The 25146-nt window shown below is 55.1% G+C and carries 26 protein-coding genes, 5 tRNA genes and 2 pseudogenes; 32 read left to right on the top strand and 1 reads right to left on the bottom strand.

Annotated elements, in window-relative coordinates:
* The first annotated feature begins 35 nt into the window (after window positions 1-35).
* The 32 genes and pseudogenes from CJ260_RS09360 (at window position 36) to CJ260_RS13335 (ending at window position 25051) form a co-directional block, all read left to right on the top strand.
* Entirely contained in the window at window positions 36-443 is a 408-nt protein-coding gene (locus tag CJ260_RS09360; RefSeq protein ID WP_095629993.1) for a RodZ family helix-turn-helix domain-containing protein, read from the top strand.
* 10 nt (window positions 444-453) lie between these two features.
* The gene (locus CJ260_RS09355) at window positions 454-2346 is read left to right on the top strand and encodes a YgiQ family radical SAM protein (RefSeq protein ID WP_095629992.1); all 1893 of its coding nucleotides are present in this window, start codon (window positions 454-456) and stop codon (window positions 2344-2346) included.
* Window positions 2343-3389 carry an ABC transporter substrate-binding protein gene (locus CJ260_RS09350; RefSeq protein WP_095629991.1) on the top strand — a complete coding sequence of 349 codons (1047 nt, stop codon included), beginning with the start codon at window positions 2343-2345 and terminating at the stop codon, window positions 3387-3389. Before CJ260_RS09355 ends, CJ260_RS09350 begins: the two co-directional genes overlap by 4 nt.
* Complete coding sequence (gene rimO, locus CJ260_RS09345; RefSeq protein WP_095629990.1) at window positions 3390-4721, top strand: 30S ribosomal protein S12 methylthiotransferase RimO; 1332 nt, start codon at window positions 3390-3392, stop codon at window positions 4719-4721. It begins immediately after the preceding gene.
* A 16-nt stretch (window positions 4722-4737) separates the two neighbouring features.
* Window positions 4738-5991 carry a competence/damage-inducible protein A gene (locus CJ260_RS09340; protein WP_095629989.1) on the top strand — a complete coding sequence of 418 codons (1254 nt, stop codon included), beginning with the start codon at window positions 4738-4740 and terminating at the stop codon, window positions 5989-5991.
* Window positions 5992-6002: 11 nt separating this feature from the next.
* A complete protein-coding gene (gene recA / locus CJ260_RS09335) occupies window positions 6003-7073 on the top strand; it encodes a recombinase RecA (RefSeq protein WP_087477668.1) in 1071 nt (356 codons plus the stop codon).
* 2 nt (window positions 7074-7075) lie between these two features.
* Window positions 7076-7495 carry a regulatory protein RecX gene (locus CJ260_RS09330; protein WP_087477669.1) on the top strand — a complete coding sequence of 140 codons (420 nt, stop codon included), beginning with the start codon at window positions 7076-7078 and terminating at the stop codon, window positions 7493-7495.
* A gap of 163 nt (window positions 7496-7658) precedes the next feature.
* Window positions 7659-9194, top strand: coding sequence for a ribonuclease Y (gene rny / locus CJ260_RS09325; protein ID WP_095629988.1), 1536 nt, complete (start codon window positions 7659-7661; stop codon window positions 9192-9194).
* Window positions 9195-9383: 189 nt separating this feature from the next.
* Window positions 9384-9460 (top strand) — tRNA-Asp (locus tag CJ260_RS09320).
* 6 nt (window positions 9461-9466) lie between these two features.
* A tRNA-Phe gene (locus CJ260_RS09315) sits at window positions 9467-9542 on the top strand.
* 7 nt (window positions 9543-9549) lie between these two features.
* Window positions 9550-9624: transfer RNA gene (locus CJ260_RS09310), tRNA-Gly, on the top strand.
* A gap of 6 nt (window positions 9625-9630) precedes the next feature.
* A tRNA-Cys gene (locus tag CJ260_RS09305) sits at window positions 9631-9704 on the top strand.
* 13 nt (window positions 9705-9717) lie between these two features.
* A tRNA-Leu gene (locus CJ260_RS09300) sits at window positions 9718-9806 on the top strand.
* A gap of 140 nt (window positions 9807-9946) precedes the next feature.
* The gene (locus tag CJ260_RS09295; RefSeq protein WP_095629987.1) at window positions 9947-10675 is read left to right on the top strand and encodes a ScpA family protein; all 729 of its coding nucleotides are present in this window, start codon (window positions 9947-9949) and stop codon (window positions 10673-10675) included.
* Window positions 10656-11234, top strand: a complete 579-nt coding sequence (gene scpB, locus CJ260_RS09290) for an SMC-Scp complex subunit ScpB (RefSeq protein ID WP_233127946.1) — start codon at window positions 10656-10658, stop codon at window positions 11232-11234. Before CJ260_RS09295 ends, scpB begins: the two co-directional genes overlap by 20 nt.
* On the top strand, window positions 11206-11922 hold the full coding sequence (locus tag CJ260_RS09285; RefSeq protein WP_087477672.1) for a pseudouridine synthase: 717 nt from the start codon (window positions 11206-11208) through the stop codon (window positions 11920-11922). Before scpB ends, CJ260_RS09285 begins: the two co-directional genes overlap by 29 nt.
* Before the next feature lie 17 nt (window positions 11923-11939).
* Complete coding sequence (locus tag CJ260_RS09280) at window positions 11940-13175, top strand: NAD(P)/FAD-dependent oxidoreductase (RefSeq protein ID WP_095629985.1); 1236 nt, start codon at window positions 11940-11942, stop codon at window positions 13173-13175.
* A gap of 3 nt (window positions 13176-13178) precedes the next feature.
* Window positions 13179-13850: a (d)CMP kinase gene (cmk, locus tag CJ260_RS09275; RefSeq protein ID WP_087477674.1), complete on the top strand. Its 672-nt coding sequence runs from the start codon at window positions 13179-13181 to the stop codon at window positions 13848-13850.
* A 41-nt stretch (window positions 13851-13891) separates the two neighbouring features.
* The gene (locus CJ260_RS09270; RefSeq protein ID WP_369831743.1) at window positions 13892-14461 is read left to right on the top strand and encodes a lysophospholipid acyltransferase family protein; all 570 of its coding nucleotides are present in this window, start codon (window positions 13892-13894) and stop codon (window positions 14459-14461) included.
* Window positions 14458-16434 carry a bifunctional 4-hydroxy-3-methylbut-2-enyl diphosphate reductase/30S ribosomal protein S1 gene (locus CJ260_RS09265; RefSeq protein ID WP_087477676.1) on the top strand — a complete coding sequence of 659 codons (1977 nt, stop codon included), beginning with the start codon at window positions 14458-14460 and terminating at the stop codon, window positions 16432-16434. Before CJ260_RS09270 ends, CJ260_RS09265 begins: the two co-directional genes overlap by 4 nt.
* A 75-nt stretch (window positions 16435-16509) precedes the next feature.
* Window positions 16510-17840: pseudogene (der, locus tag CJ260_RS09260) on the top strand (ribosome biogenesis GTPase Der).
* The gene (gene plsY, locus CJ260_RS09255; RefSeq protein WP_087477678.1) at window positions 17837-18460 is read left to right on the top strand and encodes a glycerol-3-phosphate 1-O-acyltransferase PlsY; all 624 of its coding nucleotides are present in this window, start codon (window positions 17837-17839) and stop codon (window positions 18458-18460) included. The pseudogene der and the gene plsY overlap by 4 nt, the downstream one beginning before the upstream one ends.
* Window positions 18461-18548: 88 nt before the next feature.
* Window positions 18549-19109, top strand: a complete 561-nt coding sequence (gene rsmD, locus CJ260_RS09250) for a 16S rRNA (guanine(966)-N(2))-methyltransferase RsmD (RefSeq protein WP_087477679.1) — start codon at window positions 18549-18551, stop codon at window positions 19107-19109.
* A complete protein-coding gene (coaD, locus tag CJ260_RS09245) occupies window positions 19106-19597 on the top strand; it encodes a pantetheine-phosphate adenylyltransferase (protein ID WP_095629983.1) in 492 nt (163 codons plus the stop codon). The genes rsmD and coaD overlap by 4 nt, the downstream gene beginning before the upstream one ends.
* 11 nt (window positions 19598-19608) lie before the next feature.
* On the top strand, window positions 19609-20073 hold the full coding sequence (locus tag CJ260_RS09240; RefSeq protein WP_087477681.1) for an ATPase: 465 nt from the start codon (window positions 19609-19611) through the stop codon (window positions 20071-20073).
* 74 nt (window positions 20074-20147) lie between these two features.
* A complete protein-coding gene (locus CJ260_RS09235; protein WP_232818823.1) occupies window positions 20148-20993 on the top strand; it encodes an RNA methyltransferase in 846 nt (281 codons plus the stop codon).
* A complete protein-coding gene (gene larB / locus CJ260_RS09230; RefSeq protein ID WP_198643530.1) occupies window positions 20986-21741 on the top strand; it encodes a nickel pincer cofactor biosynthesis protein LarB in 756 nt (251 codons plus the stop codon). Before CJ260_RS09235 ends, larB begins: the two co-directional genes overlap by 8 nt.
* Before the next feature lie 4 nt (window positions 21742-21745).
* A complete protein-coding gene (gene larC, locus CJ260_RS09225) occupies window positions 21746-22210 on the top strand; it encodes a nickel insertion protein (protein ID WP_095629982.1) in 465 nt (154 codons plus the stop codon).
* The gene (locus CJ260_RS09220) at window positions 22182-23117 is read left to right on the top strand and encodes a ribonuclease HIII (RefSeq protein ID WP_095629981.1); all 936 of its coding nucleotides are present in this window, start codon (window positions 22182-22184) and stop codon (window positions 23115-23117) included. The genes larC and CJ260_RS09220 overlap by 29 nt, the downstream gene beginning before the upstream one ends.
* Window positions 23118-23123: 6 nt before the next feature.
* On the top strand, window positions 23124-23972 hold the full coding sequence (gene hpnK, locus CJ260_RS09215; RefSeq protein WP_095629980.1) for a hopanoid biosynthesis-associated protein HpnK: 849 nt from the start codon (window positions 23124-23126) through the stop codon (window positions 23970-23972).
* A 24-nt stretch (window positions 23973-23996) separates the two neighbouring features.
* Window positions 23997-24926, top strand: coding sequence for an NAD-dependent epimerase/dehydratase family protein (locus CJ260_RS09210; RefSeq protein ID WP_095629979.1), 930 nt, complete (start codon window positions 23997-23999; stop codon window positions 24924-24926).
* Window positions 24923-25051 (top strand): hypothetical protein, encoded by a 129-nt coding sequence (locus CJ260_RS13335; RefSeq protein ID WP_255378492.1) that lies wholly within the window; start codon window positions 24923-24925, stop codon window positions 25049-25051. The genes CJ260_RS09210 and CJ260_RS13335 overlap by 4 nt, the downstream gene beginning before the upstream one ends.
* On the opposite strand, the pseudogene CJ260_RS13205 reads toward CJ260_RS13335, so the two are convergent.
* A pseudogene (locus CJ260_RS13205) lies at window positions 25029-25146 on the bottom strand (IS30 family transposase); the annotation flags it as partial. The gene CJ260_RS13335 and the pseudogene CJ260_RS13205 overlap by 23 nt on opposite strands.

Here is a 25146-nt window from a genome sequence, read left to right as displayed (position 1 = left end):
TAATAAAAAGATACAACGTAAGAGGAGGGGATAGAATGCCAACTGTTGGAGAAGTTTTGCGAACGGAACGGGAACGGCAGGGGCGGACATTGAAGGAAATTTCCGATGCGTTGAATATTAAGCGCCAGTACCTGGCCGCACTGGAAGAAGATAGATATGACGATATTCCCGGCGTCGTCTTCGTCAAGGGCTTTATCCGAAATTACGGAAACTGCCTGGGAATGGACGGCGGCGCGCTGGTGGACACGTATAAGGCGTCGCTGACCGGGCGGACGCCGCAGCCGGAGGTGCGGGCCGCCATGCCCGTACGCCGGAGCAAAGACAAGAAACGAGCGAAACACAAGGAAGCAAAGAAAAAAGGCAGAAATGGAAAATGGCCGGAAATTACGATTATCGCCGGCGTGATTCTGTTCCTGCTGTTAATTGTGTGGATTATGATATAAAAGGAGAAGTATGAGCAGTCAATTTTTAGTGACCAGCCGCCGGGATATGGAAGAACGGGGCTGGGACCAACTCGACTTCGTATATATTAACGGCGACGCCTACGTCGACCATCCCAGCTTTGCCGCGGCAGTCATCGGCCGCGTGCTGGAAAGCCGGGGATACCGCGTCGGCATCATATCCCAGCCGGACTGGCACAGCGCAGAGCCCTTCAAGGCCTTGGGCAGGCCGCGCCTGGCGGCGTTGATTACGGCGGGAAACCTCGACTCCATGCTGAATGAAAAGACGGCGGCGAAGAAGTTCCGCAGCCGCGACAACTACTCGCCGGGCGGAGAAACGGGACGCCGGCCTGAACGGGCGACGATCGTCTACGCAAACCGCATGCGCGAGGCCTATAAGGACGTGCCGATCATCATCGGCGGCATCGAAGCCAGCCTGCGGCGCTTTGCCCACTACGACTACTGGTCCAATAAGGTCCGCCATTCGATTTTGTTGGACAGTAAGGCCGATATATTAAGCTACGGCATGGGAGAGCGGTCCGTTGCCGAGATTGCCGACGCCCTGGCCGAAGGAAAGAAGACGGCGGAAATGTACGACATACGCGGCATCTGCTATGTGACGAGCCGCGCGCCCTTGTCGGATAACGCCGTCATGTGCCCGTCCTATGAAGAGGTCCGGGACGACAAAAAGGCCTTTGCCGAGGCCTTTAAAATCCAATATGAAGAGCAGGACCCCTATCATGGCCGGACGATTATCCAGCCGTCGGAAAATCGCTTTGTCGTGCAGACGCCGCCGGCTCTGCCGCTGACGACGGAGGAAATGGACGCCATTTACGAGCTGCCCTTTCAGCGGCGCTGGCATCCCATGTACGACGAGGCCGGCGGCGTGCCGGCCCTGCAGGAAGTACAGTTCAGCCTGACGAGCCAGCGCGGCTGCTTCGGCCACTGTCACTTTTGCGCCATTACGAGTCATCAGGGACGGATTATCCAGCACCGCAGCCACGAATCGTTGCTGCGGGAAGCAAAGCGGATGACCGAACTGCCTGACTTTAAAGGATATATTCACGACGTCGGCGGCCCGACGGCCAATTTCCGTCATGAAGCCTGCGGCAAGCAGCGCATATCCGGTGCCTGCCGCAACCGCCACTGCATCGGCAGCGAAGTCTGCCCGAATCTCGATACGTCCCATGAGGATTACCGCCGACTCCTGCGGGAAATCCGGCAGGTTCCGGGCGTGAAAAAGGTCTTTGTCCGCTCGGGGCTGCGGTATGACTACGTACTGGCGGATCATAATAAGAAATTCGTTGAAGAATTGTGTCAGTATCACGTCAGCGGCCAGCTGAAGGTAGCGCCGGAGCACGTCGTCAAGCACGTGACGGACTTGATGGGAAAAGCCGGCGTACAGGCCTTTTTGAAATTTAAGGAATGGTTTGACGAGGCGAACCGCAAGCTGGGCAAAAAACAGTACCTCGTGCCTTATTTTATGTCCAGCCATCCAGGCTGTACGCTCCGCGACGCCGTGGAGCTGGCTGAATTTCTGCGGGACATGCATATGCAGCCCGAACAGGTGCAGGACTTTATTCCCACGCCGGGCAGCTTGTCGACGGCTATGTACTATACGGGCATGAATCCGCTTACGGGCGAAAAGGTATACGTCGCCCGCAGGCCGGAAGAAAAGCAGATGCAGCGGGCTCTTATGCAGTATAAGAACCCGGCGAACTACGATATCGTGTACAAGGCCCTGTGCCAGGCCGGACGGCGGGATCTCATCGGCTTTGGGCCGAAATGTCTCATTCCGCCGCGCCGTCTTCAAGGGGCGCGGCCGGAACAGACGCCGCAGCGCCGCGGCGGCAGATTGCAGCCGCCGAAGAAGACGAGGCGCAGGGATACGAGGGGAAGAAAATGAAACGATATATGCCATGGATGGCCGTGGCGGTATTCATCCTGGCGCTGCTGGGATTGAGCTGCTACGTATGGGAAAAACAAAAGCAGGCAGAGGAGCAGGCCGCATATGAAGCCGAACGGCACCTCGTCGTATATTCGGCCATGCCCGACGACGTAAACAGGGGGCTGGCCGACGAATTTTATAAAAAGACGGGCTGGCGCGTGCAGGTGCAGACCCGCACGGACGGGCAGATCCGACGGCTCCTGAAGACGCCGGATTTAGCGTCGCCGCCGGATATGATTATCGCGTCGGAACAGGTGCTGCAGGATCAAAAGAAGGACAGCATGCTTCAGGCCTATACGTCGCCTCAGACCGACGCCGTGCCGCCGGCCTTGAAGGACGCCGGCGGGTACTGGACCGGACTGTGGCTGAATCCCATGGTGTTTATCATCAGCAGCAGCTATTATGAACGCAACGGATTGTCTCCCCAGACGTGGGATGAACTGCTCCAGGATCCGAACCTGACCCTCGTCTTTCCCGACTTGGCGGCCATGGATATGGCCGGCGATTTCCTCTGCTCTTTTGTGGAAATGCGGGGCAGAGACGGTGCGGGAAGATATCTGCGCGAGCTGCAGCGCCACGTGACGTCCTATTCCCAGTCTATGTCGTCGAACGTGCGCATCGTAGCCGGAGGAGACGCCGACGCCGGCGTCGTCGACGCGGCTATGGCCCGTCAATACAGCAAAGACGGCGCGCCGATTTACATTATCTATCCGCGCGACGGCACGTCGTACTGGCTGACCGGCGCGGCTATTACCAAGTGGTGCACCGACGGCGAAATGGCCTACGCGTTCCTGAACTGGCTGTTTTCAGACGACGTAGACGGCATCCTGCGCAGAAACCACATCTATTTGACCTATACCAGCGATACGGGAAAGAACGTGCTGGACGCCAAAGGGGACGGCCTGGCGCTGTTCCCGGTGAAAAAACAATATACGGCCGAAGGCCGCCGGTCCCTGCAGGATTGGTGGATCAAGTCGGTCCGCTTCGGAAAGGAGCCGTAAATGGAAAAAATTGGATTCGTCAGCCTGGGCTGCTCGAAAAACCTCATCGATACGGAAGTAATGCTGGGCATTCTCCGCGATAAACATATGGAAATTACCGACGATTTGGCCGAAGCCGATATTATCATCGTCAATACATGTACCTTTATTGAAAAGGCGAAGGAAGAATCGGTCAATACAATTTTGCAGGCCGCCGAATATAAAAAGACAGGCAAATGCCGCCTGCTGATCGTGACGGGCTGCCTCAGCCAGCAGTATAAGGAAGATCTGCTGAAGGAGATGCCTGAAATCGACGCCCTGCTGGGCACGGGCTCGTGGGACAGGATATGGGAAGCCGTCGAAGCAGCGAATCGGGGCGAACGGGCCTGCTTTATGGATGACGTGAGCCACTTGTACGACGAGCACACGAGCCGCATGCGCACGACGCCGTCGTACAGTGCCTACGTCAAGATTGCCGAAGGCTGCAATAACGGCTGTTCTTTCTGCATTATTCCGCACGTGCGGGGGCGCCTGTGCAGCCGTCCCGTCGCCTCGGTCGTAGAAGAGGTAAAGCAGCTGGCTGCCGACGGCGTAAAGGAAATCAATATCATCGCCCAGGACACGACGAGCTACGGCGTCGATCTGGCCGGCCGGTCCCTTCTGCCCGATTTGCTGCGGGAGCTGGTTAAAATAGACGGCGTCCGCTGGATCCGCCTGTTTTATTTATACCCGTCTTATTTTACGGACGAATTGATGAATCTCATCGTCGAAGAAGAAAAGATTTGCCCCTACGTCGACCTGCCGCTGCAGCACATTTCCCAGTCCGTGCTTAAACGCATGAACCGCCGCGATTCGGAAGAAGACGTGCGCAATCTGATGAAGAAGCTTTGCAGCCACGGCCGCAAACTGACCCTGCGTTCGACATTTATCGTCGGCTTTCCCGGCGAAACGGAAGAAGAATTCCAGGAATTGTGCGATTTTGTCGACGAAACGGAATTCGACGACGTCGGCGTCTTTACGTATTCCCAGGAAGAAGGCACTGCAGCGGCACGGATGGACGGCCAGATTCCGGAAGACGTCAAGGAAGAACGGTATCACGCGCTTATGGCTATTCAGGCCAAGGTATCGGAACGGCGCAATCAGGAGCTGGAGGGGACGATTCATACCTTCCTCGTCGAAAGCATTCAGGAAGAAGGCGGCGTGCGCCAGGCCGTAGGCCGCATCGAGGTGCAGGCTCCGGAAGTAGACGGCCTGACCTATCTGGAAGACGCGGAAGCGGTGCAGCCCGGCGATATGGTGCAGGTGCGCATCGTTCAGGGCTTCGCTTACGATTTAGTAGCGGAGCTGGTATGACGGCGAGGTGAATCCAGTGTTAGTAGAACTCATTACGACGGGCTCGGAGCTGCTGCTCGGAGAAATCGTCAACGAGAATTCGCGGTATTTGTCTAAAGAACTCAATCGGCTCGGCTATTCCGTCGTATACCACACGACGGTCGGCGATAATCCCGAGCGGATGGAGCAGGTATTCCGCACGGCCCTGTCGCGGGCCGATATCGTCATCACGACGGGCGGCCTCGGGCCGACGCAGGGCGACGTGACGAAAATCGTCGGCGCCAAGGTCATGGATGCGCCGCTGGAATATCACCCCGACATCGTCGAAGGCATACGCCAGTGGGTGAAGGAGCATCATCCCAGCCGGGAGCTGACGGAAAATCAGAAGCGTCAGGCCATGATTCCCGCCGGAGCCGATATCTTTTCCAACGGAGCCGGCACTGCGCCGGGCGTAGCCATCCATAAGGGCGGCAAGCTCCTCGTCCACCTGCCGGGGCCGCCGACGGAAATGCGCTGGATGTACGAGCACCGGCTGAAGCCCTATTTGCTTCGTACCTTTGGCTCCCAGGGCTATATCCAGTCGCTGTACATCAAGATTTACGACATGGGCGAGGCCTTCATTGAAGAAAAGCTCATGGATTTAGTGACGAAGCAGTCAAACCCGACGATTGCCATGTACGCCCGTCCGGGATTCGTCGAAGTGCGCATTACGGCGCGGGCCCGGACGGAAGCGGAGGCTAAGGCCATGCTGTCGCCGCTGGAAGAAGAAATGCGCCGCCGCCTGCAGCGGACGGCCGTAGCCTACGACGATGAAACAGTCGCTCACGTATTGGGGAGGGAAGCCCTGCGCCGGAATTTGACGATCAGCGCGGCTGAATCCTGTACGGGCGGCCTCGTCGGCTCCCTGATTACGGACGTGCCCGGCGCGTCAGCCTACTTCCGCGGTTCGGCCGGCACGTACTGCAACGAAATGAAAGAACAGATACTCGGCGTATCTCATGAGACGCTGGAACGGTATACGGCAGTGAGCGCCCAGACGGCCTGCGAAATGGCCCAGGGCAGCAGGCGGCTGTACGGTTCGGACATCGCCGTCAGCACGACGGGCATCGCCGGACCGGACGGAGGTACGGCAGAGCAGCCTGTAGGCCTCGTATATACGGGCATAGACGGGCCGTGGGGCACCGTATCCCATCGCGACATCTATCCCGGCGACAGGGCGGAGGTCAAGCGCCGGGCGGCGGCTCGGGCCATTTATTATGCCGTTCAATATATCTTGAAACAAGGAGAATAAGGAGACATATTATGGATGCGAAACAAACTGCGCTTGAAAACGCAATGCGCAAGATCGAGAAGGATTTCGGCAAGGGCGCGATCATGCGTCTCGGCGATATAGCCGACAAGATGAATATGGAAGTCATTTCTTCCGGTTCCCTGGCCGTTGACCTGGCAGTCGGCGTCGGCGGCTATCCCCGCGGCCGCGTCATCGAAATTTACGGCCCCGAATCGTCCGGTAAGACGACGCTGGCCCTTCACGCCATCGCTTCGGCCCAAAAGAGCGGCGGCATTGCGGCCTTCATCGACGCGGAACATGCCTTAGACCCGGTCTATGCCCGTCATCTCGGCGTCGATACGGCGGAGCTGCTCATTTCCCAGCCGGACAACGGCGAGCAGGCTCTGGAAATTACGGAAGAACTGGTACGCAGCGGCGCTGTAGACATCATCGTCGTCGACTCCGTAGCCGCCCTGGTGCCGAAGGCGGAAATCGAAGGGGAAATGGGCGATTCCCACGTCGGCCTGCAGGCCCGCCTCATGAGCCAGGCCCTGCGTAAGCTGACCGGCATTATCGCTAAATCGAAGGCCATCGTCATCTTTATCAACCAGCTCCGTGAAAAGGTCGGCGTCATGTTCGGCAACCCCGAAACGACGACGGGCGGCCGGGCCCTGAAATTCTACGCCTCTATCCGCATGGAAATCCGCAAGGGCGAAGCCATTAAGGCCGGCGGCGACGTCATCGGCAACCGGGCCCGGGTTAAGGTCGTAAAAAATAAAGTCGCGCCGCCGTTCCGAAACTGCGAATTCGACATCATGTACGGCACGGGTATTTCCCGCGAAGGGACGATTCTCGATTTGGGCGCGTCCATGGACATCATCGAAAAGAGCGGCACCTGGTATTCGTATAAGGGCGAACGGCTGGGCCAGGGCAAGGAAAACGTCAAGGTATTCCTGAAAGAGCACGGCGACATTGCCGACGAAATTGAACAGATTATCCGCGATACCTTAGCCGCCGAGCCGGAAAAATTTGAAGACGTGATGGAAGAACCGATGCAGGCCGACGACTTGCCCGACACGCTGGCAGAAACTGACGGCGAATAAGCATGGACTATAAGGAAGCCTATGCAAAATCGCTGCGCCTGCTGAACGTCCGCTTTCTCAGCGAAGGCGAGCTGCGCCGCAAGCTGGAGCGGCATGATGCCGACGGCGAGGTAATAGATGCCGTCATCGCCAAGCTGAAGGAGGAGCGGTTCGTCGACGACGAGCGCCTGGCCCGAGCCGTGTACAAGCAGTATGCCCAGAAGGGCCGGTACGGCCATTTGTACATCGTCAACTGCCTGCGCCGCCGGGACCTTCCCGTTCCCGACGAGCTGGAGCGGCCCGACGAGGACGAAACGGCGCGGCGGTTGGTGGCCCAGCGCTTCAAAGGCGGAGGGGACGCGCGGAAAATCGCCCGTTTTCTTCAATACCGCGGCTTTTCACCCTCGGTGATTCGAAACGTCGTGGATGACTTTTATTCTTGACATAGTTATCAAAAAATTTTACAATTAAATGAGCCGGTTGACACTGGTCAAATATTTTGCATAATTGTAGGTTTTTTGAAGATGACGTAAACAACACATACTCATATAAAAAAGCCGGACTGCCGTTCGGCTTTTTTTGATGAAGGGGAGGTGAAATCAGTACATGTTAGCTAGCATTGTCGCAGCAATCGTCTGCGGCGTCATAGGCGTAGGCGCAGGGTATATTTACCGCAAGAACATTGCCGAAGGCAAGATCGGGCAGGCCGAAGTAGAAGCGCAGCGGATTATTTCCACGGCGCAGCAGAATGCAGAAGCCCGCAAGAAGGAACTCGTCCTGGAAGGCAAGGAAGAAGTGCATAAACTGCGTACGGACGCCGAACGGGAAAATAAGGAGCGCCGCAGCGAATTACAACGCATGGAACGGCGGTTGCTGCAGAAGGAAGAACATTTAGACAAGAAATTTGAGTCCATAGAAAAGAAAGAGGAATCGTTGCAGCGTAAGGAAGACGAAGTGACGAAAATCCAGGAGAAGATCGAAGCGCTTCACGCCCAGGAAATGGCTGAACTGGAACGGATTTCGGGCCTTACATACGACGAGGCGAAGGAGCTCCTCCTTTGCAACGTGCAGTCGGAGGTAAAGCACGAAACGGCTCAAATGATCAAGATGATGGAAGACGAAGCGAAGGAAGAAGCCGAAGGAAAGGCGCGGGAAATTATTGCCACGGCGATTCAGCGCTGCGCTGCCGACCACGTAGCGGAAACGACGGTCTCCGTCGTATCCCTGCCGAACGACGAAATGAAAGGCCGTATTATCGGCCGGGAAGGCCGTAATATCCGGGCTATCGAAACTCTGACGGGCGTCGACCTCATCATCGACGATACGCCGGAAGCCGTCATCTTGTCGTGCTTCGACCCCATTCGTCGCGAAATCGCCCGCATCGCCTTGGAAAAGCTCATCGCCGACGGACGTATTCATCCGGCGCGCATTGAAGAAATGGTGGAAAAAGCCCGCAAGGAAGTCAACCAGAAGATCCGCGAAGCCGGCGAACAGGCGACGTATGAAACAGGCGTTCACGGCCTGCATCCGGAACTCATCAAGATCCTGGGGCGTCTGCGGTACCGTACGAGCTACGGCCAGAACGTACTGCGCCATTCTATCGAAGTATCCCAGCTGGCGGGCATTATGGCCGCCGAGCTCGGCGTAGACGAAACGCTGGCCAAGCGGGCCGGTTTGATTCATGATATCGGCAAAGCCCTGGATCATGAATTGGAAGGCACCCACGTATCTATCGGCGCGGAAGTCGCCAAGAAGTACGGCGAATCCAAGCTGAGCATCAACTGTATTTCCGCGCACCACGGCGACGAAGAGCCGCGGAGCATCGAAGCCGTCCTCGTGTCGGCGGCGGACGCCGTATCGGCGGCGCGGCCAGGTGCAAGACGGGAAACGCTGGAAAGCTACCTGAAGCGATTGACAAAACTGGAAGAAATCGCAAAATCTTTCGACGGCGTCGAAGATTGCTTTGCCATACAGGCCGGACGCGAAATCCGCGTCATGGTCAAACCGGAAAAGATCGACGAATCGGATTGTGTTCTCCTCGTTCACGACATCGTCAAGCGGATCGAGGCCGAACTGGAATATCCCGGTCAGATCAAAGTCGTCGTCATTCGGGAAACGCGAATGATCGATTATGCAAAATAATATGGAATACAAGTCCCTTGCCCCTGTCCGGGCAGGGGATTTTTTTCGCCTGATACAGGGGGCCAAAGGAGTTCGGGAAACGTAATGGGCAAATTATAAAAAAAAATGAAAAAAAGGGCTTGCCAAAACGAGTGGGACATGGTAGAATACTTTTTGTCGGAACGCGAGAGGTTCCGATAAGTATGAAACGGCCCCGTGGTGTAGCGGTTTAACATGTCGCCCTGTCACGGCGAAGATCGTCGGTTCAAATCCGATCGGGGTCGCCATATTTTGCTCAGGTAGCTCAGTCGGTAGAGCAGGGGACTGAAAATCCCCGTGTCGGCGGTTCAATTCCGTCCCTGAGCACCATCTACATGCGGAAGTAGCTCAGTGGTAGAGCACCACCTTGCCAAGGTGGGGGTCGCGAGTTCGAGCCTCGTTTTCCGCTCCATAATATGGCGGCATAGCCAAGCGGTAAGGCAGAGGTCTGCAAAACCTTCATCCCCAGTTCGATTCTGGGTGCCGCCTCCATATTTCTCGTCGTGCCGAGGTGGCGGAACTGGCAGACGCAACGGACTTAAAATCCGTCGGATAGAAATATCCGTACCGGTTCGATTCCGGTCCCCGGCACCAAATGAATAACACAGTACTGTGAGTGTTACGTTGGCTTCAGCCGGCACGTCTTACAGAATGTTTAAAAGGTTTGGATGGAAATCCAAACCTTTTTTGTAATATTCTTTCGTTTAATTTATAATATAAGAATGGCGGTCTGTATGGAAGCATATCAGTACAAAGTATCTGATTTCGAAGGGCCTTTGGATTTGCTGTTGTATTTAATCGAAAAAAACAAAGTCGATATTTACAATATTCCCATAGCGGAGATCACCGATCAGTTCAACGCCTACGTCGAGCAGCTCGACGGCTTCGACGTCAATTACGCCAGCAAATTTTTCGTCATGGCGGCGACGCTGCTGCAGATTAAGTCGCGCCTGCTGCTGCCTAAACCGCCTAAGGCGGAGCCGGAAGAGGACGAAGAGGATCTGCAGGACCAGTTAGTCCGCCAGCTCGTCGAGTACAAGCGGATGAAAGAAATTTCCGGCGTCATGGGCGCGTTGTGGGAGCAGCGGAGCCATATGCTGGAACGGCCGGCGACGCCTATGCCCTATCAGGCCCGCTTTGTCGGGACGATCGAGCGCGATGCCCTGTACCGGGCTTTTCGCCTCGTATATCGGGCGCTGGAAGAAAAAAAGCCGCCGGAGGTTCATATCCGGCAGGAAATATACAGCGTGGAAGAGTGCATGCAGCGCGTCGTGTACCAGCTGCGCCAAACGGCGCGGCCGGCTTCCGTGCTGGCCGTATTTCGCCGGTGCCGCTCCAAGGTCGAGCTCGTCGTCACCTTCCTGGCCGTATTGGAGCTCATTAAGCTGGGAACCTGCCATACTGTTTCGGAGGGAGAGGATGGGAATGCCGTTGCCTTGCGGTATGCCGGCGCATACGCATAAGCCGGAAGCGCTGCTCGAGGCGCTGCTGTTTCTCAGCGGCCAGCCTATGACGGCGGCCGATATTTGCGCCCACACGGGCTGGAGCCGCGAAGAAACGGAAGCGGCGGCTTCGGCGCTGGAGCAGGTTCTCGACGAACGGCGCGGCCTCAAGCTCATCCGCGTTGCCGGAGGGTATCAGCTGGTCACGCGGCCCGAGCTGTACGACGCAGTCAAATGGGTGCGGACAGGCGCGGCGGAGCTGTCGCCCATGGCCTTGGAGGTACTGGCTATCGTGGCCTTCAAGCAGCCTGTCACGCGGGCCGATATCGAAAAGCTGCGCGGCGTGTCGTCGGAGCGCATTTTATCGTCTCTGCTGCAGCAGGGGCTGATCGTAGATTTGGGACGGAAGGATAGTCCGGGACGGCCGATCATGTACGGCACGTCGGCATATTTTTTGGAATGCATCGGCATGGATTCGCTGGAAGAACTGGCCGGCCGCGTGCCGCCGGAGCTGACGGCGCCTGCCGGCGAAGAGATACAGGAGGATATAGATGGAAAGGCTACAGAAGGTAATGAGTAACTGCGGCATCGCGTCGCGCCGCGCATCGGAGCAGATGATTTTAGACGGACGGGTCCGGGTAAACGGCGTCATCGTCCGCGAGCTCGGGACGAAGGTAAATCCCGATAAGGATATCATCCTCGTCGACGGCAAACGGCTGGAAGCGCAGCCCAAGCATTATTACTTATTTAATAAGCCCAAGGGCGTCATTACGACGTCCAGCGACGACCAGGGCCGGCCGACGGTCATGGATTATTTCCGCAAGGAAAAGGACCGCATTTACGCCGTAGGGCGGCTGGACCAAAATACGGAAGGCCTTCTGCTCATGACCAATGACGGTGAGCTGGCCAACATCCTCATGCATCCCAGCACGATGGTCGATAAGACCTACGAAGTCAAGGTCAAAGGACGCATTTCCGATACGATACTGCAGAATCTAGCCGACGGCGTGCCGCTGGAAGACGGCATGACAGCTCCTGCTGACGTATACTACGTCGGCTTCGACAGCAAGAGCGGCCTGACGACGATAGAAATTACGATTCACGAAGGGAAAAACCGCCAGGTACGCCGCATGATCGAGCATTTTGGCTTTCAGGTGCACAATTTGCGCCGCGTCCAGTACGCCTTCTTGACCCTGAGCGGCGTCAAGCGCGGCTCGTACCGCAGCCTGAAGCCTGAAGAAGTCGCTGAACTGTATAAATACAAATAAAAAGGCGGGAACGTCTGATGAAACACGTCATTATCATCGGCGCCGGCGCCGCCGGCATCATGGCCGCCTTGGCCGCGGCCGGACAGGGCGCGTCGGTTACGCTGCTGGAAAAAAATAATATCGTCGGAAAAAAGATGGGCATTACCGGCAAGGGCCGTTGCAACCTGACTAATGCCTGCGCCATGGACGAGTTCGTCGCCCATACGCCGGGAAACGGAAAATTCTTATACAGCGCCTACGGCCAGTTTTCCAATGAAAACCTGCTGGACTTGCTGCATCAGTGGGGACTGGAAACGAAGGTAGAACGCGGCGGCCGCGTTTTTCCCCAGTCGGACAGCGCCATTGAAGTGCGCAAGCTCTTATACGACCGTCTCTGCCTCGCCGGCGTGCATATCCGCCTGAACGAGGCGGCGACGGCCGTGCAGCGCTGGGGCGATACTTTTGCGGTCCGTACGCAGGCCGGGCAGTATGAAGGCGACGCCTGCATTATTACGACGGGCGGCATGTCCTATCCCGTCACGGGTTCTAGCGGCGACGGATACGGCTTTGCTAAGGGCCTGGGCCATGCCGTGACAGAGCTCAAGCCGTCGCTCATTCCCTTTACGACGAAGGAAACGTGGCCTCATGCCTTGTCGGGCTTGTCGCTGCGCAACGTCGAGGCCTCCTTGTGGAAGCGGGGGAAGATGCTCGCCTCGCAGTTCGGCGAAATGCTTTTCACCCATTTCGGCGTATCGGGGCCGATTATCCTCATGCTCAGCGCGGCGGCGGCGCACAAGAAGCAATGCCAATATCCCATGCAGCTGCGCATCAATTTAAAGCCGGCCTTGTCTAAGGAAACGCTGGATCAGCGCGTACAGCGCGATTTCCAGAAATACATCCGCAAGGAAGCGGAAAACGCTATGAAAGACCTGCTGCCGCAGCGGCTCATTCCCATCGTGCTGGAACAGGCCGGCATCGACGGCCGTTGTCAGGTCAACCAGATTTCCCGCGAGCAGCGGCAAGATCTGGTCGATTCGCTGCAGGCGCTGACCCTGACGATTACGGGGACGCGGCCTATCGAGGAAGCCATCGTTACGGCCGGCGGAGTCAGCGTGCGGGAAATCAATCCCAAGACGATGGAATCCAAGCTGACGCCGGGGCTGTATTTTGCCGGCGAGGTAATGGACATAGACGCCTATACGGGCGGATATAATCTGCAGGCTGCCTTTTCGACGGGCTACGTAGCCGGCATGGCAGCGGCAAAGGAGGAATAAGGGATGGAACGTTTGACCGTAGCCATCGACGGGCCGGCCGGAGCCGGAAAGAGCAGCGCCGCCCGACTGGTGGCCAAGAGACTGGGGTATTTGTACATTGATACGGGCGCGATGTACCGGGCCTTTACCTGGGCGATGCTGCAGGAAAAAATCGATATAGGAGACGCGGAGGCCGTCAGGGCGCTGACGGAGCGCATCGACATCCGGCTGGAGCCGCTGGAAGATAAGTGCCGCGTGTTCGTCGGCGAAAGGGAAGTTACCGACGCCATCCGCACGCAGGATATATCTTCTCGCGTATCTTCCGTTTCAGCTCTTGCAGTCGTACGGGAAAAACTGGTACAATTACAGAGGAACATGGCCGAAGGAGGCGGCGTCATTTTGGACGGCCGCGACATCGGCACCGTCGTGCTGCCGAAGGCCGATTTGAAGATATTCTTAACGGCGTCCGTCGAATCGCGGGCCCGCCGCCGTTACCTGGAAGTACAGGCGAAAGGCGGTACGGAAACGCTGGAGGACATTGCGGCCAGCATAGCGTCCCGCGACGATATGGATTCTCACCGCGCCGTCAGTCCCTTGCGACAGGCCGACGACGCGATTCTTCTCGACAACAGCGAATTAAATCTGGAAGAAACGGCCGATGCGATTACCGATTTAATTCAGCAGCGCTGTCGATGAAAGCCGTTTCGTATTGGATTATCCGCCGGATATTCAACTTCGTGACTTACACACTCATCGGCATGAAAGTCTACGGCGAAGAGCATATTCCGGCTGAGGGGCCTTTTATCATCGTGTGCAATCACGCCAGCTACTTTGACCCGCCTTTGCTGGGAACGGCGGTGCGCCATCGCCTCATCCACTTCATGGCGAAAGAGGAGCTGTTCCGCAACCCGATTATGAATTGGTTCCTGCGGTATGTCCATACCTTTCCTGTCCATCGGGGCCGCATCGATAAAAAGGCCATCGTAGAATCGTTCCGCGTGCTGAAAAGCGGCGGCGTTCTCGGCATTTTTCCCGAAGGGACGCGCAAGTGCCAGGGCATACTCGGGCCGTTTCACGACGGCTTCGCCGGCATTGCCATCAAGGCAGGTGTGCCGGTCCTTCCGGCAGTCGTCGTCAATTCGAGAGAGCTGCCGAAGAAAACGGGACCCGTGCAGATCGTATTCGGCGAACCGGTCATGCCGCCGGCAGATAAAAAGGCCGATAAGGAAGCGATACGGCAATTTTCAGAAGAAATTCGGGAAATTGTCTTAGCTATGCTAAATCGGCATGGAGGGACAGAAAAATGAAGGTAACTATTGCCGAGGCCTGCGGTTTTTGCTACGGTGTGCGCCGGGCCGTGGACATGGCGTCGCAGGCGGAAACGGGGACGAAAACCCTGGGGCCCATCATTCATAACCCACAGGTCGTAGCCCGTCTATCCGCACAGGGAGTGGCTCCCGTCGATTCTCTCGACGAAGTGGGCGATGGCGAAACGGTCCTGATCCGCTCGCACGGCGTTGGCCCCAGCGTCTATGAAGAAGCTTCCCGGCGGGGCATACGCGTCATCGACGCGACGTGTCCCCATGTCAAAAAAGCACAGCAAGACGCGAAAAAAATCGTCGAAGAAGGAAAAAATTTAGTAATTATAGGCGAAAAAGCCCATCCTGAAGTAATTAGTATTTCACAATGGGGGGCAAATCGTGCTATTATAATAGATAGGGAAATTGAAGCAGAACAAATTCCCTTTTCTGAATCACTGGGAGTCGTCGTCCAGACGACTTTTTCCCAAGAGCAATTCAAGCGCATTGCCGAAATCCTGAAGACGAAGACGAACGATTTAGACGTGCACATGACTATCTGCACGGCGACGCAGCAGCGCCAGAACGCCGCTGTGGAATTGGCCGGCAAGGTAGACGCCATGATCGTCGTCGGCGGCAGGAACAGCGCCAATACGGGAAGGCTGGCGCAGGTATGCAGAGAACAGGGTTGCCCTACATACCATATTGAAACGGCGGCTGAATTAGACACGGCGGCCTTTCGTGGTATGAATCATATAGGCATTACAGCCGGTGCTTCCACACCGGATTGGATAATACAGGAGGTTGTTGATATTATGGAAAATTTGCAAGCTGAAGGCACAGAAGTAATGAGTGAAGAATTGTTGGATCAGTACGACTATGAAGAAAATCCAAAGAAAGGCGACGTGGTAAAGGGCACGGTTATTTCTGTGAACGATGATGCTGCCTATGTTTCCATCGGTACGAAAGCAGAAGCCATTCTGCCGAAGAAGGAAATTGCCGTTCCTGCTCCGGAAAAAGCCAGCGACGTCATTCACGTCGGCGACGAACTGACCGTAGAAATTGCCAACAATATTAAAGAAGAAGGCTCTATCGTCGTGTCTCTCGTCAAGATGAAGAAAGTCGAAGACTGGAAAGAAGTTCGCGACGCTTTTGAAAACGATCAGCTCGTCGAATGCGTAGGCAAAGAAACAAACAAGGCCGGCCTTGTCGTTTCCATTAAATCTCTGCGCGGATTTATTCCCCTGTCCCAGGGCGACGTTAAATTCGTAAAATCCTTGGATAATCTCGTCGGCCAGACCTTCCAGGTCAAAGTCATCGACATTGACGAACACAAAAACCGTCTCGTCTTGTCCCGTAAAGCCGTTTTGGAAGCAGAACGGGAACAGAAACGGGCTGAAGCGCTGCAGAATATCGAAGAAGGCGCAGTTCTCGAAGGCACAGTCGTTAAAATCATGCCGTACGGCGCGTTTATCGACTTGGGCGGCGTAGAAGGCCTGCTCCACATTTCTGACATTTCCTGGAAGCGCGTAAGCTCTGTCGACGCTGTTCTTCAGGTCGGTGAAAAGCTTAACGTATTGGTACAGAAATTCGATCAGGAACGGAACCGTATTTCCTTGTCTTTGAAAGCGCTCCAGAAGAATCCCTGGATTGCCGCTATCGAAAAATTTGAAGTCGGCGACGTCGTAAAAGGCGAAGTTAAGAAGCTCCTTCCCTTTGGCGCTATTTTGGCGATCGATCCCGAACTCCAGGGCTTGCTCCACGTATCCGAACTGACGGAAAAACGCGGTGCCGTCGTTAAAGACCTGGTCAACATCGGCGACGTTATGAACGTCAAGATCATCGGCATCGACACGGATAAAAAGAAAATATCCTTGAGTGTCCTGGCTATTCAGAAAGATGAAGAAGAACAGGAAGTTCGCAACTATCTGGACAAACAAGAACAGGCCGAAGCAGCTGACGACGCTGTAGAAGGCGAATAATTTTCAACGAAGGGGGATAGCCGGCATGCCCGGTTATCCTTTTTTCATATTAAGAAAGGACAACAGGAAACTGGTATGTATAAACCGTTAGTAGCTATCGTCGGCCGGCGAACGTAGGCAAGTCGACGTTATTCAACGCTATTGTCAAGAAGCGCATTTCTATCGTAGAGGATATTCCCGGCGTCACGCGGGACCGCATTTACTATGACGCAGAATGGCTCAATCAGGAATTTACTATGATCGATACGGGCGGCATCGAATTCGTCGATTCGGAAAATCATATCTTCACGAGCATGCGCTATCAGGCAGAGCTGGCTATCCGCGAAGCCGACGTCATCCTGTACGTCGTCGATGGGAAAGCCGGCGTTCAGCCTCAGGATGAAGATATCGCCCGCATCCTCCGCTCCAGCGGCAAGCCGGTCATTTTGGTAGTCAACAAAATCGACAGCGTAGAGCTGTCCATGAACATTTATGAATTTTACAGCCTCGGCCTGGGCGATCCCATCGGCATTTCGGCTGTCAACCTCATGAACCTGGGCGACCTGCTGGACGAAGTGCTAAAGCACATCAAAAACGTGCCCTATGAAGAAGACGACGAAGAAACGATACACATCGCCCTCGTCGGCCGTCCGAACGTAGGCAAATCATCTATGACCAACGCCCTGCTGGGGCAGAACCGGGTTATCGTCAGCAATATGCCCGGCACGACCCGCGATTCTATCGACACCCATTGGGAATACGAAGGATCTAAGTTCGTCCTCATCGATACGGCAGGCATGCGCCGCAAGGGGAAAATCGACATTCCCGTCGAACGGTACAGCGTCGTCCGCGCCCTGCGGGCCGTAGACCGCTGCGACGTGGCTGTCCTTGTACTGGACGGCGTCGAAGGCGTAACGGAACAGGATAAGAAAATTGCCGGCTACGTCCACGAAGCGGGCAAGGGATGCGTCATCGTCGTCAATAAATGGGACCTGGTGACCAAGGACAGCAAGACGAGCCAGAAGTACGAAGAAGACATCCGCCGCGAGCTGGCGTTCCTGCAGTACGCGCCGATCTTGTTCGCTTCGGCCCTGACTAAGCAGCGCATCAACCGTTTGGCCGACATGGTCAAATTCGTATCGGAACAGCAGCATATGCGCGTGTCGACGAGCGTACTGAACGAGCTCATCGAAGACGCCCAGCTGACCAATCCGCCGCCGGCCAAGGGCGGCAAGCTGCTGAAAATCTATTATATGACGCAGGCCTCCGTGCAGCCGCCGACGTTCATTTTGTTTGTCAACGAGCCGCAGCTCATGCATTTCTCCTATCTGCGCTTTTTGGAAAACCGGCTGCGCGAAACCTTCGGCTTTGAAGGTACGCCGATTCGCCTGATACTGCGGGGAAAGAAGGATGGTGACGCCCTATGATGATGGGAATCGCTTGCTTGCTCTTAGCGTATATCGCGGGCTCCTTTCCGAGCGGCCTGGTCATCGGCAAGGCCATTTACCATACGGACCCGCGGGACTACGGCAGCCATAATACGGGCGCGACGAACGCCTACCGCGTCTTCGGCGCCGCCGGCGGCCTGGCCGTCCTCATCCTGGACGTCGCCAAGGGTATGCTCGGCGTGTATTTGGGACAAGTCGCCGCTTCGGCGATGGCCATGCCGGAAGACCAGCGCATCTACCTCATGGTGCTCGGCGGCTGCGTGGCTCTCGTCGGCCATTCCTGCTCTATTTTCCTGAAATTTAAAGGCGGCAAGGGCGTGGCCACCGGTCTGGGCATCATCTTGTTCCTGGCTCCTTGGGAAACGCTCATCGTCTTCGCCATATGGTGTGCTATCGTCGCGGCGACGCGCATCGTATCTCTCGGCTCTATCGTCGCCGCCGTACTGGTGCCGGTTTTGATGTACTTCTTCGACGAGCCCCTGCCGCTTACGATATTCGGTTTGATTGCGGCCGTCCTCGTCGTCGTGCGCCATAAGGACAACATCATCCGCCTCATGCAGGGACGGGAGCTGAAGGTAGAGAGAATCAAGAAAAACTAAGGAAAAATTTTCTTTTTCTTATGGGCCTTTGCTATTTGATATGTAAAGAAAAACGTGTATAATTGTTTGTGTACGAGCAGGTGATTATGTGAGAATCATATCCGGCAGTGCAAAAGGGAGAATATTGAAATCGCCGAAAGGCATGCTGACGAGGCCGACGCTGGACCGTACGAGGGAAAGCTTGTTCAACATATTGGCCAACGGCGTGCTGGAAGGTGCTTCTGTGCTGGACATCTTTGCCGGCACGGGAGCCTTGGGCCTGGAAGCCCTGAGCCGCGGCGCGGCGCACTGCGTGTTTATCGACCACTACACGCAGGCCCTGATTCGGCAGAACGCCGAATTGTGCGGCTTTGGCGGGCAGTATGAAATCCTCCGCATGGAGGCCGGCAAGGCCTTGGCGCGGCTGCAGGGACGTCAATTTCAATATATTTTTGCGGATCCACCGTATAATAAGAATTTGGTGAATAGTACGATTGCTTTAATATGTCAATACGATTTGCTGGCTCCTGACGGATTACTTCTCATGGAACACAGCAGGGACGAAGAGATAGCAGACAGCCTGCTGTATGAGATCATCAGAGAAAAAGCCTATGGAAAGGATACGCGCATCGCCTTTATCCGCAGGCATCAGGGAGGAATTGAATCGTGAAAATCGGAATTTGTCCGGGCAGCTTCGACCCCGTGACGAATGGACACATTGATATTTTTGAACGCAGCAGCAAATTAGTAGATAAGCTTATTATCGCCGTATTTGAAAATCCGTCGAAAAAGCCGCTGTTTACGATGGAGGAACGGGAAGACATGCTTCGGGAAACGACGCGTCATATTCCCAATATCGAAGTAGCCAGCTTTCATGGCTTGCTGAACGAATACGCCATCGAACACGGCGCGACGATCATTATACGCGGCTTGCGGGCCCTCAGCGATTTTGAATACGAATTCCAGCGGGCGCTGCTCATGAAAAAAGTCGAACCGGATATTGAAACCGTATTTATTATGACGAGTACAAAGTATTCCTTTATCAGCTCTACAGGCATCCGCGAACTGGCGTGCTTCGGCGGCAAGCTCGACGACATGGTGCCCGCGTACGTAGAACAGAAGTTGAAAGAAAAGTTCAAAGATAAATATCAGGCGTAGGGGTGGAAGACATGAATTCGGATAAATTGTTGGAAGATTTGGAAAGCTTGGTAATGAACGCATCGAAGGTGCCTTTTACGAATAAAAAGATGATTGAGGAAGAAGAACTCCTGCAGATCATCGACGACTTGAAGGAATCCATGCCGGCTGAGCTGGAACAGTCGAAAAAGGTACTGGCCGAAAAAGATAAGATTATTGCCGACGCGCAGCATCATGCCGACAGCATGGTGGCGCAGGCCAAGGACTATATTGCCAAATTGACGGAAGAAAGCGAACTGGTGCGCCAGGCGCAGAAACGGGCGAATCAGATTATTCTGGACGCCAATCAGTCTTCGGAAGAATTGAAGAGCAGTTCCATTACATACGCCGGCGACGTCTTGAAATACGTCGAATCGACGTTGGAAAAGACCTTGTCCAGCATCAAGCAGAATCGCGACAGCTTACTGCAGTCCAACCGGCAGGATGAGACGAAGTAAGGCAGATACGCAGTATAAGTGCAATATCCAGAGGGGTATTGCACTTATTTAAGTTATGGGCAGAGGAGTCAGATATGCAGGAAAACAAGTATGAAACGATGAAATCCATTACGTCCCGCGACAATCAATGGATCAAAAAAGCCTGCTCGCTGAAGCAGAAAAAGGGACGGCAGCAGGAGCGGATGGTCTTCGTCGAAGGAATGCGCGTCGTCAGAGATGCAGCGGAAAGCGGCATTCGCCGCGCCGTTTGCTTTCTTTCGCCGAAGGGCAGGGAACATGAGAAGTTTCAAGACATATACGACATGGGGCGGGCCCTGGACTGGACGTTTTTTTCCGTGACGGACAGCGTGTACGACAAGCTGAAGGACACGAAAGCGCCGCAGGGTATCGCAGCGATGCTGCCATATGTCACAGTGTCTCTCGACGAACTGAATGGCCTTGCGCCGCGTCAGGCCGTCGTGTATTTGCAGGCCGTTCAGGACCCGGGAAATTTAGGGACGATTATCCGGACGGCGGCAGCGGCGAATGCCGCGGCGATTTTGCTGAGCGAAGGCAGCGTCGACGTATATAATGACAAGACCATCCGCAGTGCTATGGGAGCCATATTCAAAGTTCCTATTGTGCAGGATGTCAGTGAAGCGCAGCTGATTGAATTTTGCCGTCAGCAGGGGAGGGTTTTGTTGGGAACAGCACCGCAGGGGACAACATCGTACGCTCAGGCGGCGTATGCACGGCCTGTCGTACTGGCCTTCGGCAATGAAGGAAACGGCTTATCTGATACGCTGATTGAACAGTGCAGCGAGGTGCTGACCATTCCTATGCGCAGCGATACGGAATCATTGAATCTTTCCATGTCTGTAGGCGTTATTGTGTATAAGGCCTGGGAAGCAAATGGATTTAAGGAGAAATATGATGAATAATACGATAGAAATGATTTTGCAGCAGTATAAGGAGGGCGCGCTGACACTGGAAGCAGCAACAGCTGCTTTGCAGCATGATGAACCGTCTGTTCTTAATTTGGGTTTTGCTAATCTGGATTTACAGCGCCAGAAGCGGTGCGGTTTTCCGGAGGTCGTCTACTGTGCCGGAAAGACTGTCGGACAGTCGGTGCAGATTCTGCGCGTTCTCATGAAGCAGTATGATAACGTCATCGGCACGCGGGCTTCCAAAGACGTGTATGACAAGCTTGCGCCGGAAATCCCCGACGCGCAGTACGACGAACTGGCCCGCATGGTCTACCAGTTTAAGGATAAAACCGTCGTCAACGGCGACCGGGTCATCGCCGTCATCACCGCCGGTACCAGCGATATTCCTGTTGCCGAAGAAGCGGCGTTGACGGCGGAAATCATGGGAAATAAGGTAGAGCGCATTTACGACGTCGGTGTTGCCGGCCTGCACCGCCTGCTGAATCGCAGCGAAGAGATCCGCCGGGCTAACGTCTGCGTCGTCGTTGCTGGTATGGAAGGTGCCTTGGCTAGCGTCGTCGGCGGCCTCGTAGACAAACCGGTCGTCGCCGTGCCGACGAGCATCGGCTACGGCGCTAATTTCCATGGCTTGTCAGCTCTGCTGGCTATGCTCAACAGCTGCGCCGCCGGCGTGTCCGTCGTCAATATCGACAACGGTTTCGGCGCCGGCCGCATGGCCGATATGATCAATCGGATGAGGTGAGGCCATGGAAACGCTGTGGCAGATAGAAGCCAATATTGACGATATGAATCCGCAGAACATGGAATACGTATTCCAAAAGCTGCTGGACTTGGGCGTTAACGACGTGTGGGCTATGCCCATGATGATGAAGAAATGCCGCATGGCGTCTATGCTGTGCGTATTGTGCCCGGAAGAGATGATCGAGGCGGCGGCTTCTCTTATTTTTGCCGAAACGACGTCCATCGGCATCCGGTATTTTCCTGTTCGGCGCACGATTTGCAGCCGGGAAATCGAGACGGTTTGCGTAGACGGCGAACGGATTCGCTGTAAGATAAGCTCATACGGCGGAAAGGTCACCAATATTTCCGCCGAATACGACGACTGCCGCGCCGCTGCCGCGCGGACCGGGACGGCGCTGAAGGAATGGCAGCGAAAGGCAAAGGAAGAGGCGTATAGACTGTATGGATGTAAAATTGCAACCAATCGTTGAAGATTTTAAGGGTAAGCTCGCCGCAGCGCAGATTCGCTGCGTGCGGGAAAAGGATATAAACTATGGGCATCAAGTCGTCTGCGCCCAGGGGACTGCCGAAGGGACGGTCAATTTTTACTACGGCAAAAAAGGCCTGTCCGTCGTCGTGCAGGGAAAGGACGGGGAGCTGAAGCAGACCCTGACGGCGCTGGCGACGGGCGAAAGGGCGGCCCTTTCCGCCGCAGCTCCGCAGGGCGGCGCAGAGGGGCTGCATCCGCAGGGAATTTCCTGCTGGATGGGCTGCGACGAATCGGGGAAGGGCGACGTATTCGGACCGCTGGTCGCGGCGGCCTGCCTGATTCAGGCTGATGAAGAAGTGCCGCTCCGCCGTCTCGGCGTCTGCGACAGCAAGATGCTGACGGACGATGCGATTGCCCGTCTGGCTGCAGAGATACGGGAGATGCTGGGAGACCGCTGCGTCGTCTCCGTTCTCATGCCGGAGGAATATAACGCCCGGTACCAGGCCTTTAAGCAAAGACGAAAAAATTTAAACCATCTCCTGGGCAGTATACATGGACATAACATACGTGTACTATTGTCAAAATACGAATGTCCATGTATAATAGTCGATAAGTTCGGTAAAGAGGAATATGTTTTAGCTGAACTGCAAGACGAAGCATCGTCACATCAAATCATCCAGGTTACGAAGGGCGAACGGGATACGGCTGTCGCGGCGGCATCTATCCTGGCCCGGCAGGCTTTCGTCGACGCCATGGCCCGTTTGGCTCAGCAGTACGGCATGACCTTTCCCAAGGGAGCCTATATGGGCATCGCTTCGGCTATTGCCGCCTTCCGAAAGACTTACGGCGACGGTGAATTGTCCAGCGTAGGGAAATTGAATTTTAAAAATTTCGATTTTTTACGGTGACCTGAGATGAACAGAGTAATTATCAACGCCGATGATTTCGGCATTCATACGGAAGTAAACAGGGCCGTCATAGAGGCCTATGAGCAAGGACTGCTGCTGAGCACATCGCTCCTGGCGTCGGGGCCGGCTTTTGACGAGGCCGCCGCGTTGGCGCGGCAATATCCCGGGCTTGGCGTCGGCATTCATTTGTGCCTTGTCGGCGCCTTGCCGCCGGTGTTATCGCCGAAAGAAGTTCCGACCTTAGTCGACGACAACGGATTGCTGCCGGAAAGCTACGTCCCTCTCGTAAAGCGTATGTGGACGGGCCGGATAGACTTCGAGCAGGTATATCGGGAGCTGGATGCGCAGATGGAAAAAATCATGAGCGCCGGCCTGAACGTTACCCACGTCGACAGCCATCAGCACATGCATATGCTGCCGCCGGTGTGGAAGATCGTGCAGGCTTTGATGAAAAAATACGGCCTCCATCGTCTCCGCATTCCGAAGGAATCCTATTCGTTTAAAGTCATGGCGGCGAGTCCGGGTCGCGTCATGGGGCGGGACGGTTTGACGTATTTGGCGAGAAAAGCCATGTCCGATGTCAAGCGTCTTCGGTTTACGACGACGGACTATTTTTGGGGCATGGTCGATGGCGGTCATATGACCGAGGCGAACTTAGCGCATATCCTGCGGTATATGCCTTTCGGCGTCCATGAAATCATGATGCATCCGGGGCGGAGCACGGCCGTTCTTTCCAAATCCTTTTCCTGGGGGTATCATTGGGAAGAGGAATTTCATGCGTTAATCTCGCCGCGCATACGGCAGCTCATGAAAGAGCAGAATATAGAACCAATCCATTACGGCCAGCTGCCGTAAATGCAGTACAGGGAGTGACATATATTGAACATATTAGTAACAGGCGGAGCCGGATTTATTGGCTCTCATCTGGTTGACGGTCTCGTCGAAGCCGGTCATCATGTCGTCGTAGTAGACAACTTGAGTACCGGCTGCCGGGAACACGTCCATGACCAGGCCGTATTTTATGAAATGGATATATTGCAGAAGGACGAGCTGGCCCGTATTTTTGCAGACGGTGCTTTTGACATCGTCTTTCATGAAGCAGCGCAGACCTTGGTGCCCTATTCGATGGAGCACCCCCGTGAGGATGCAGAACTCAACATCATGGGGCTGCTGAATGTATTGGAGCTATGCCGGCAGTTTGGCGTGAAAAAATTTCTCTTTTCTTCTTCGGCTGCCGTATATGGGGACAATGTGCAGGTGCCGCTGGCAGAAAACGCGCCCCTTCAGCCAACATCCTTTTATGGTTTGACGAAGGTGACGGCTGAAAAGTATATTCAGATGTACCATGACGTGTTCGGCCTTTCCTATGCAATTCTGCGCTACTCCAACGTCTACGGCGAACGCCAGGGCAGCCACGGCGAAGGCGGCGTCGTCTATATCTTTTCCGACGCTATTGCAGAAGGCCGGGAGATTACCATATTCGGCGACGGCGACCAGTCCCGCGATTTTATTTATGTCAAAGACGTCGTCCGGGCCAACATGGCCGCCATGGATGAAAAGGCGCCGTCGGGAATCTATAATATCAGCACCAACATCGAAACGACGGTTAACGCGCTGAAGGAAATCCTGTTTTATTTTTCCCAGACAGCCGTGCCCGTTTCCTATGCAGAGGCCCGCAGCGGCGATATTTACCGCTCGGCTCTGGATAATGCATTGGCGAAGCAGACACTGCGCTGGCGTCCGGCGACTAAGCTGCTTGAGGGGCTGCAGCAGACGTATTTCTATTTTGCAGGGAGGAAACAGACATGAAGGAAGAAAAAGACTACAAATTTTACTTAGTACGAGAAGATATTCTTCCCGAAGCAATTAAGAAGACGATTCGGGTAAAAGAGTTTTTAAAGCGGCGAATTGTCAAGCTAAGTGCAACTTTTTAGAGTAATGTACTTCGTATGGCGTTTTGTATCCTAAACATTTTCGGGGACGGCGATTTAGTTCTGCAAAAACAGCTTGCACATAGGCTTCTGGAACG

The sequence above is a fragment of the Megasphaera sp. ASD88 genome (assembly GCF_002287425.1).
GTDB classification, from domain to species: domain Bacteria; phylum Bacillota; class Negativicutes; order Veillonellales; family Megasphaeraceae; genus Megasphaera; species Megasphaera stantonii.
This window is presented reverse-complemented; position numbering and strand designations above follow the sequence as displayed.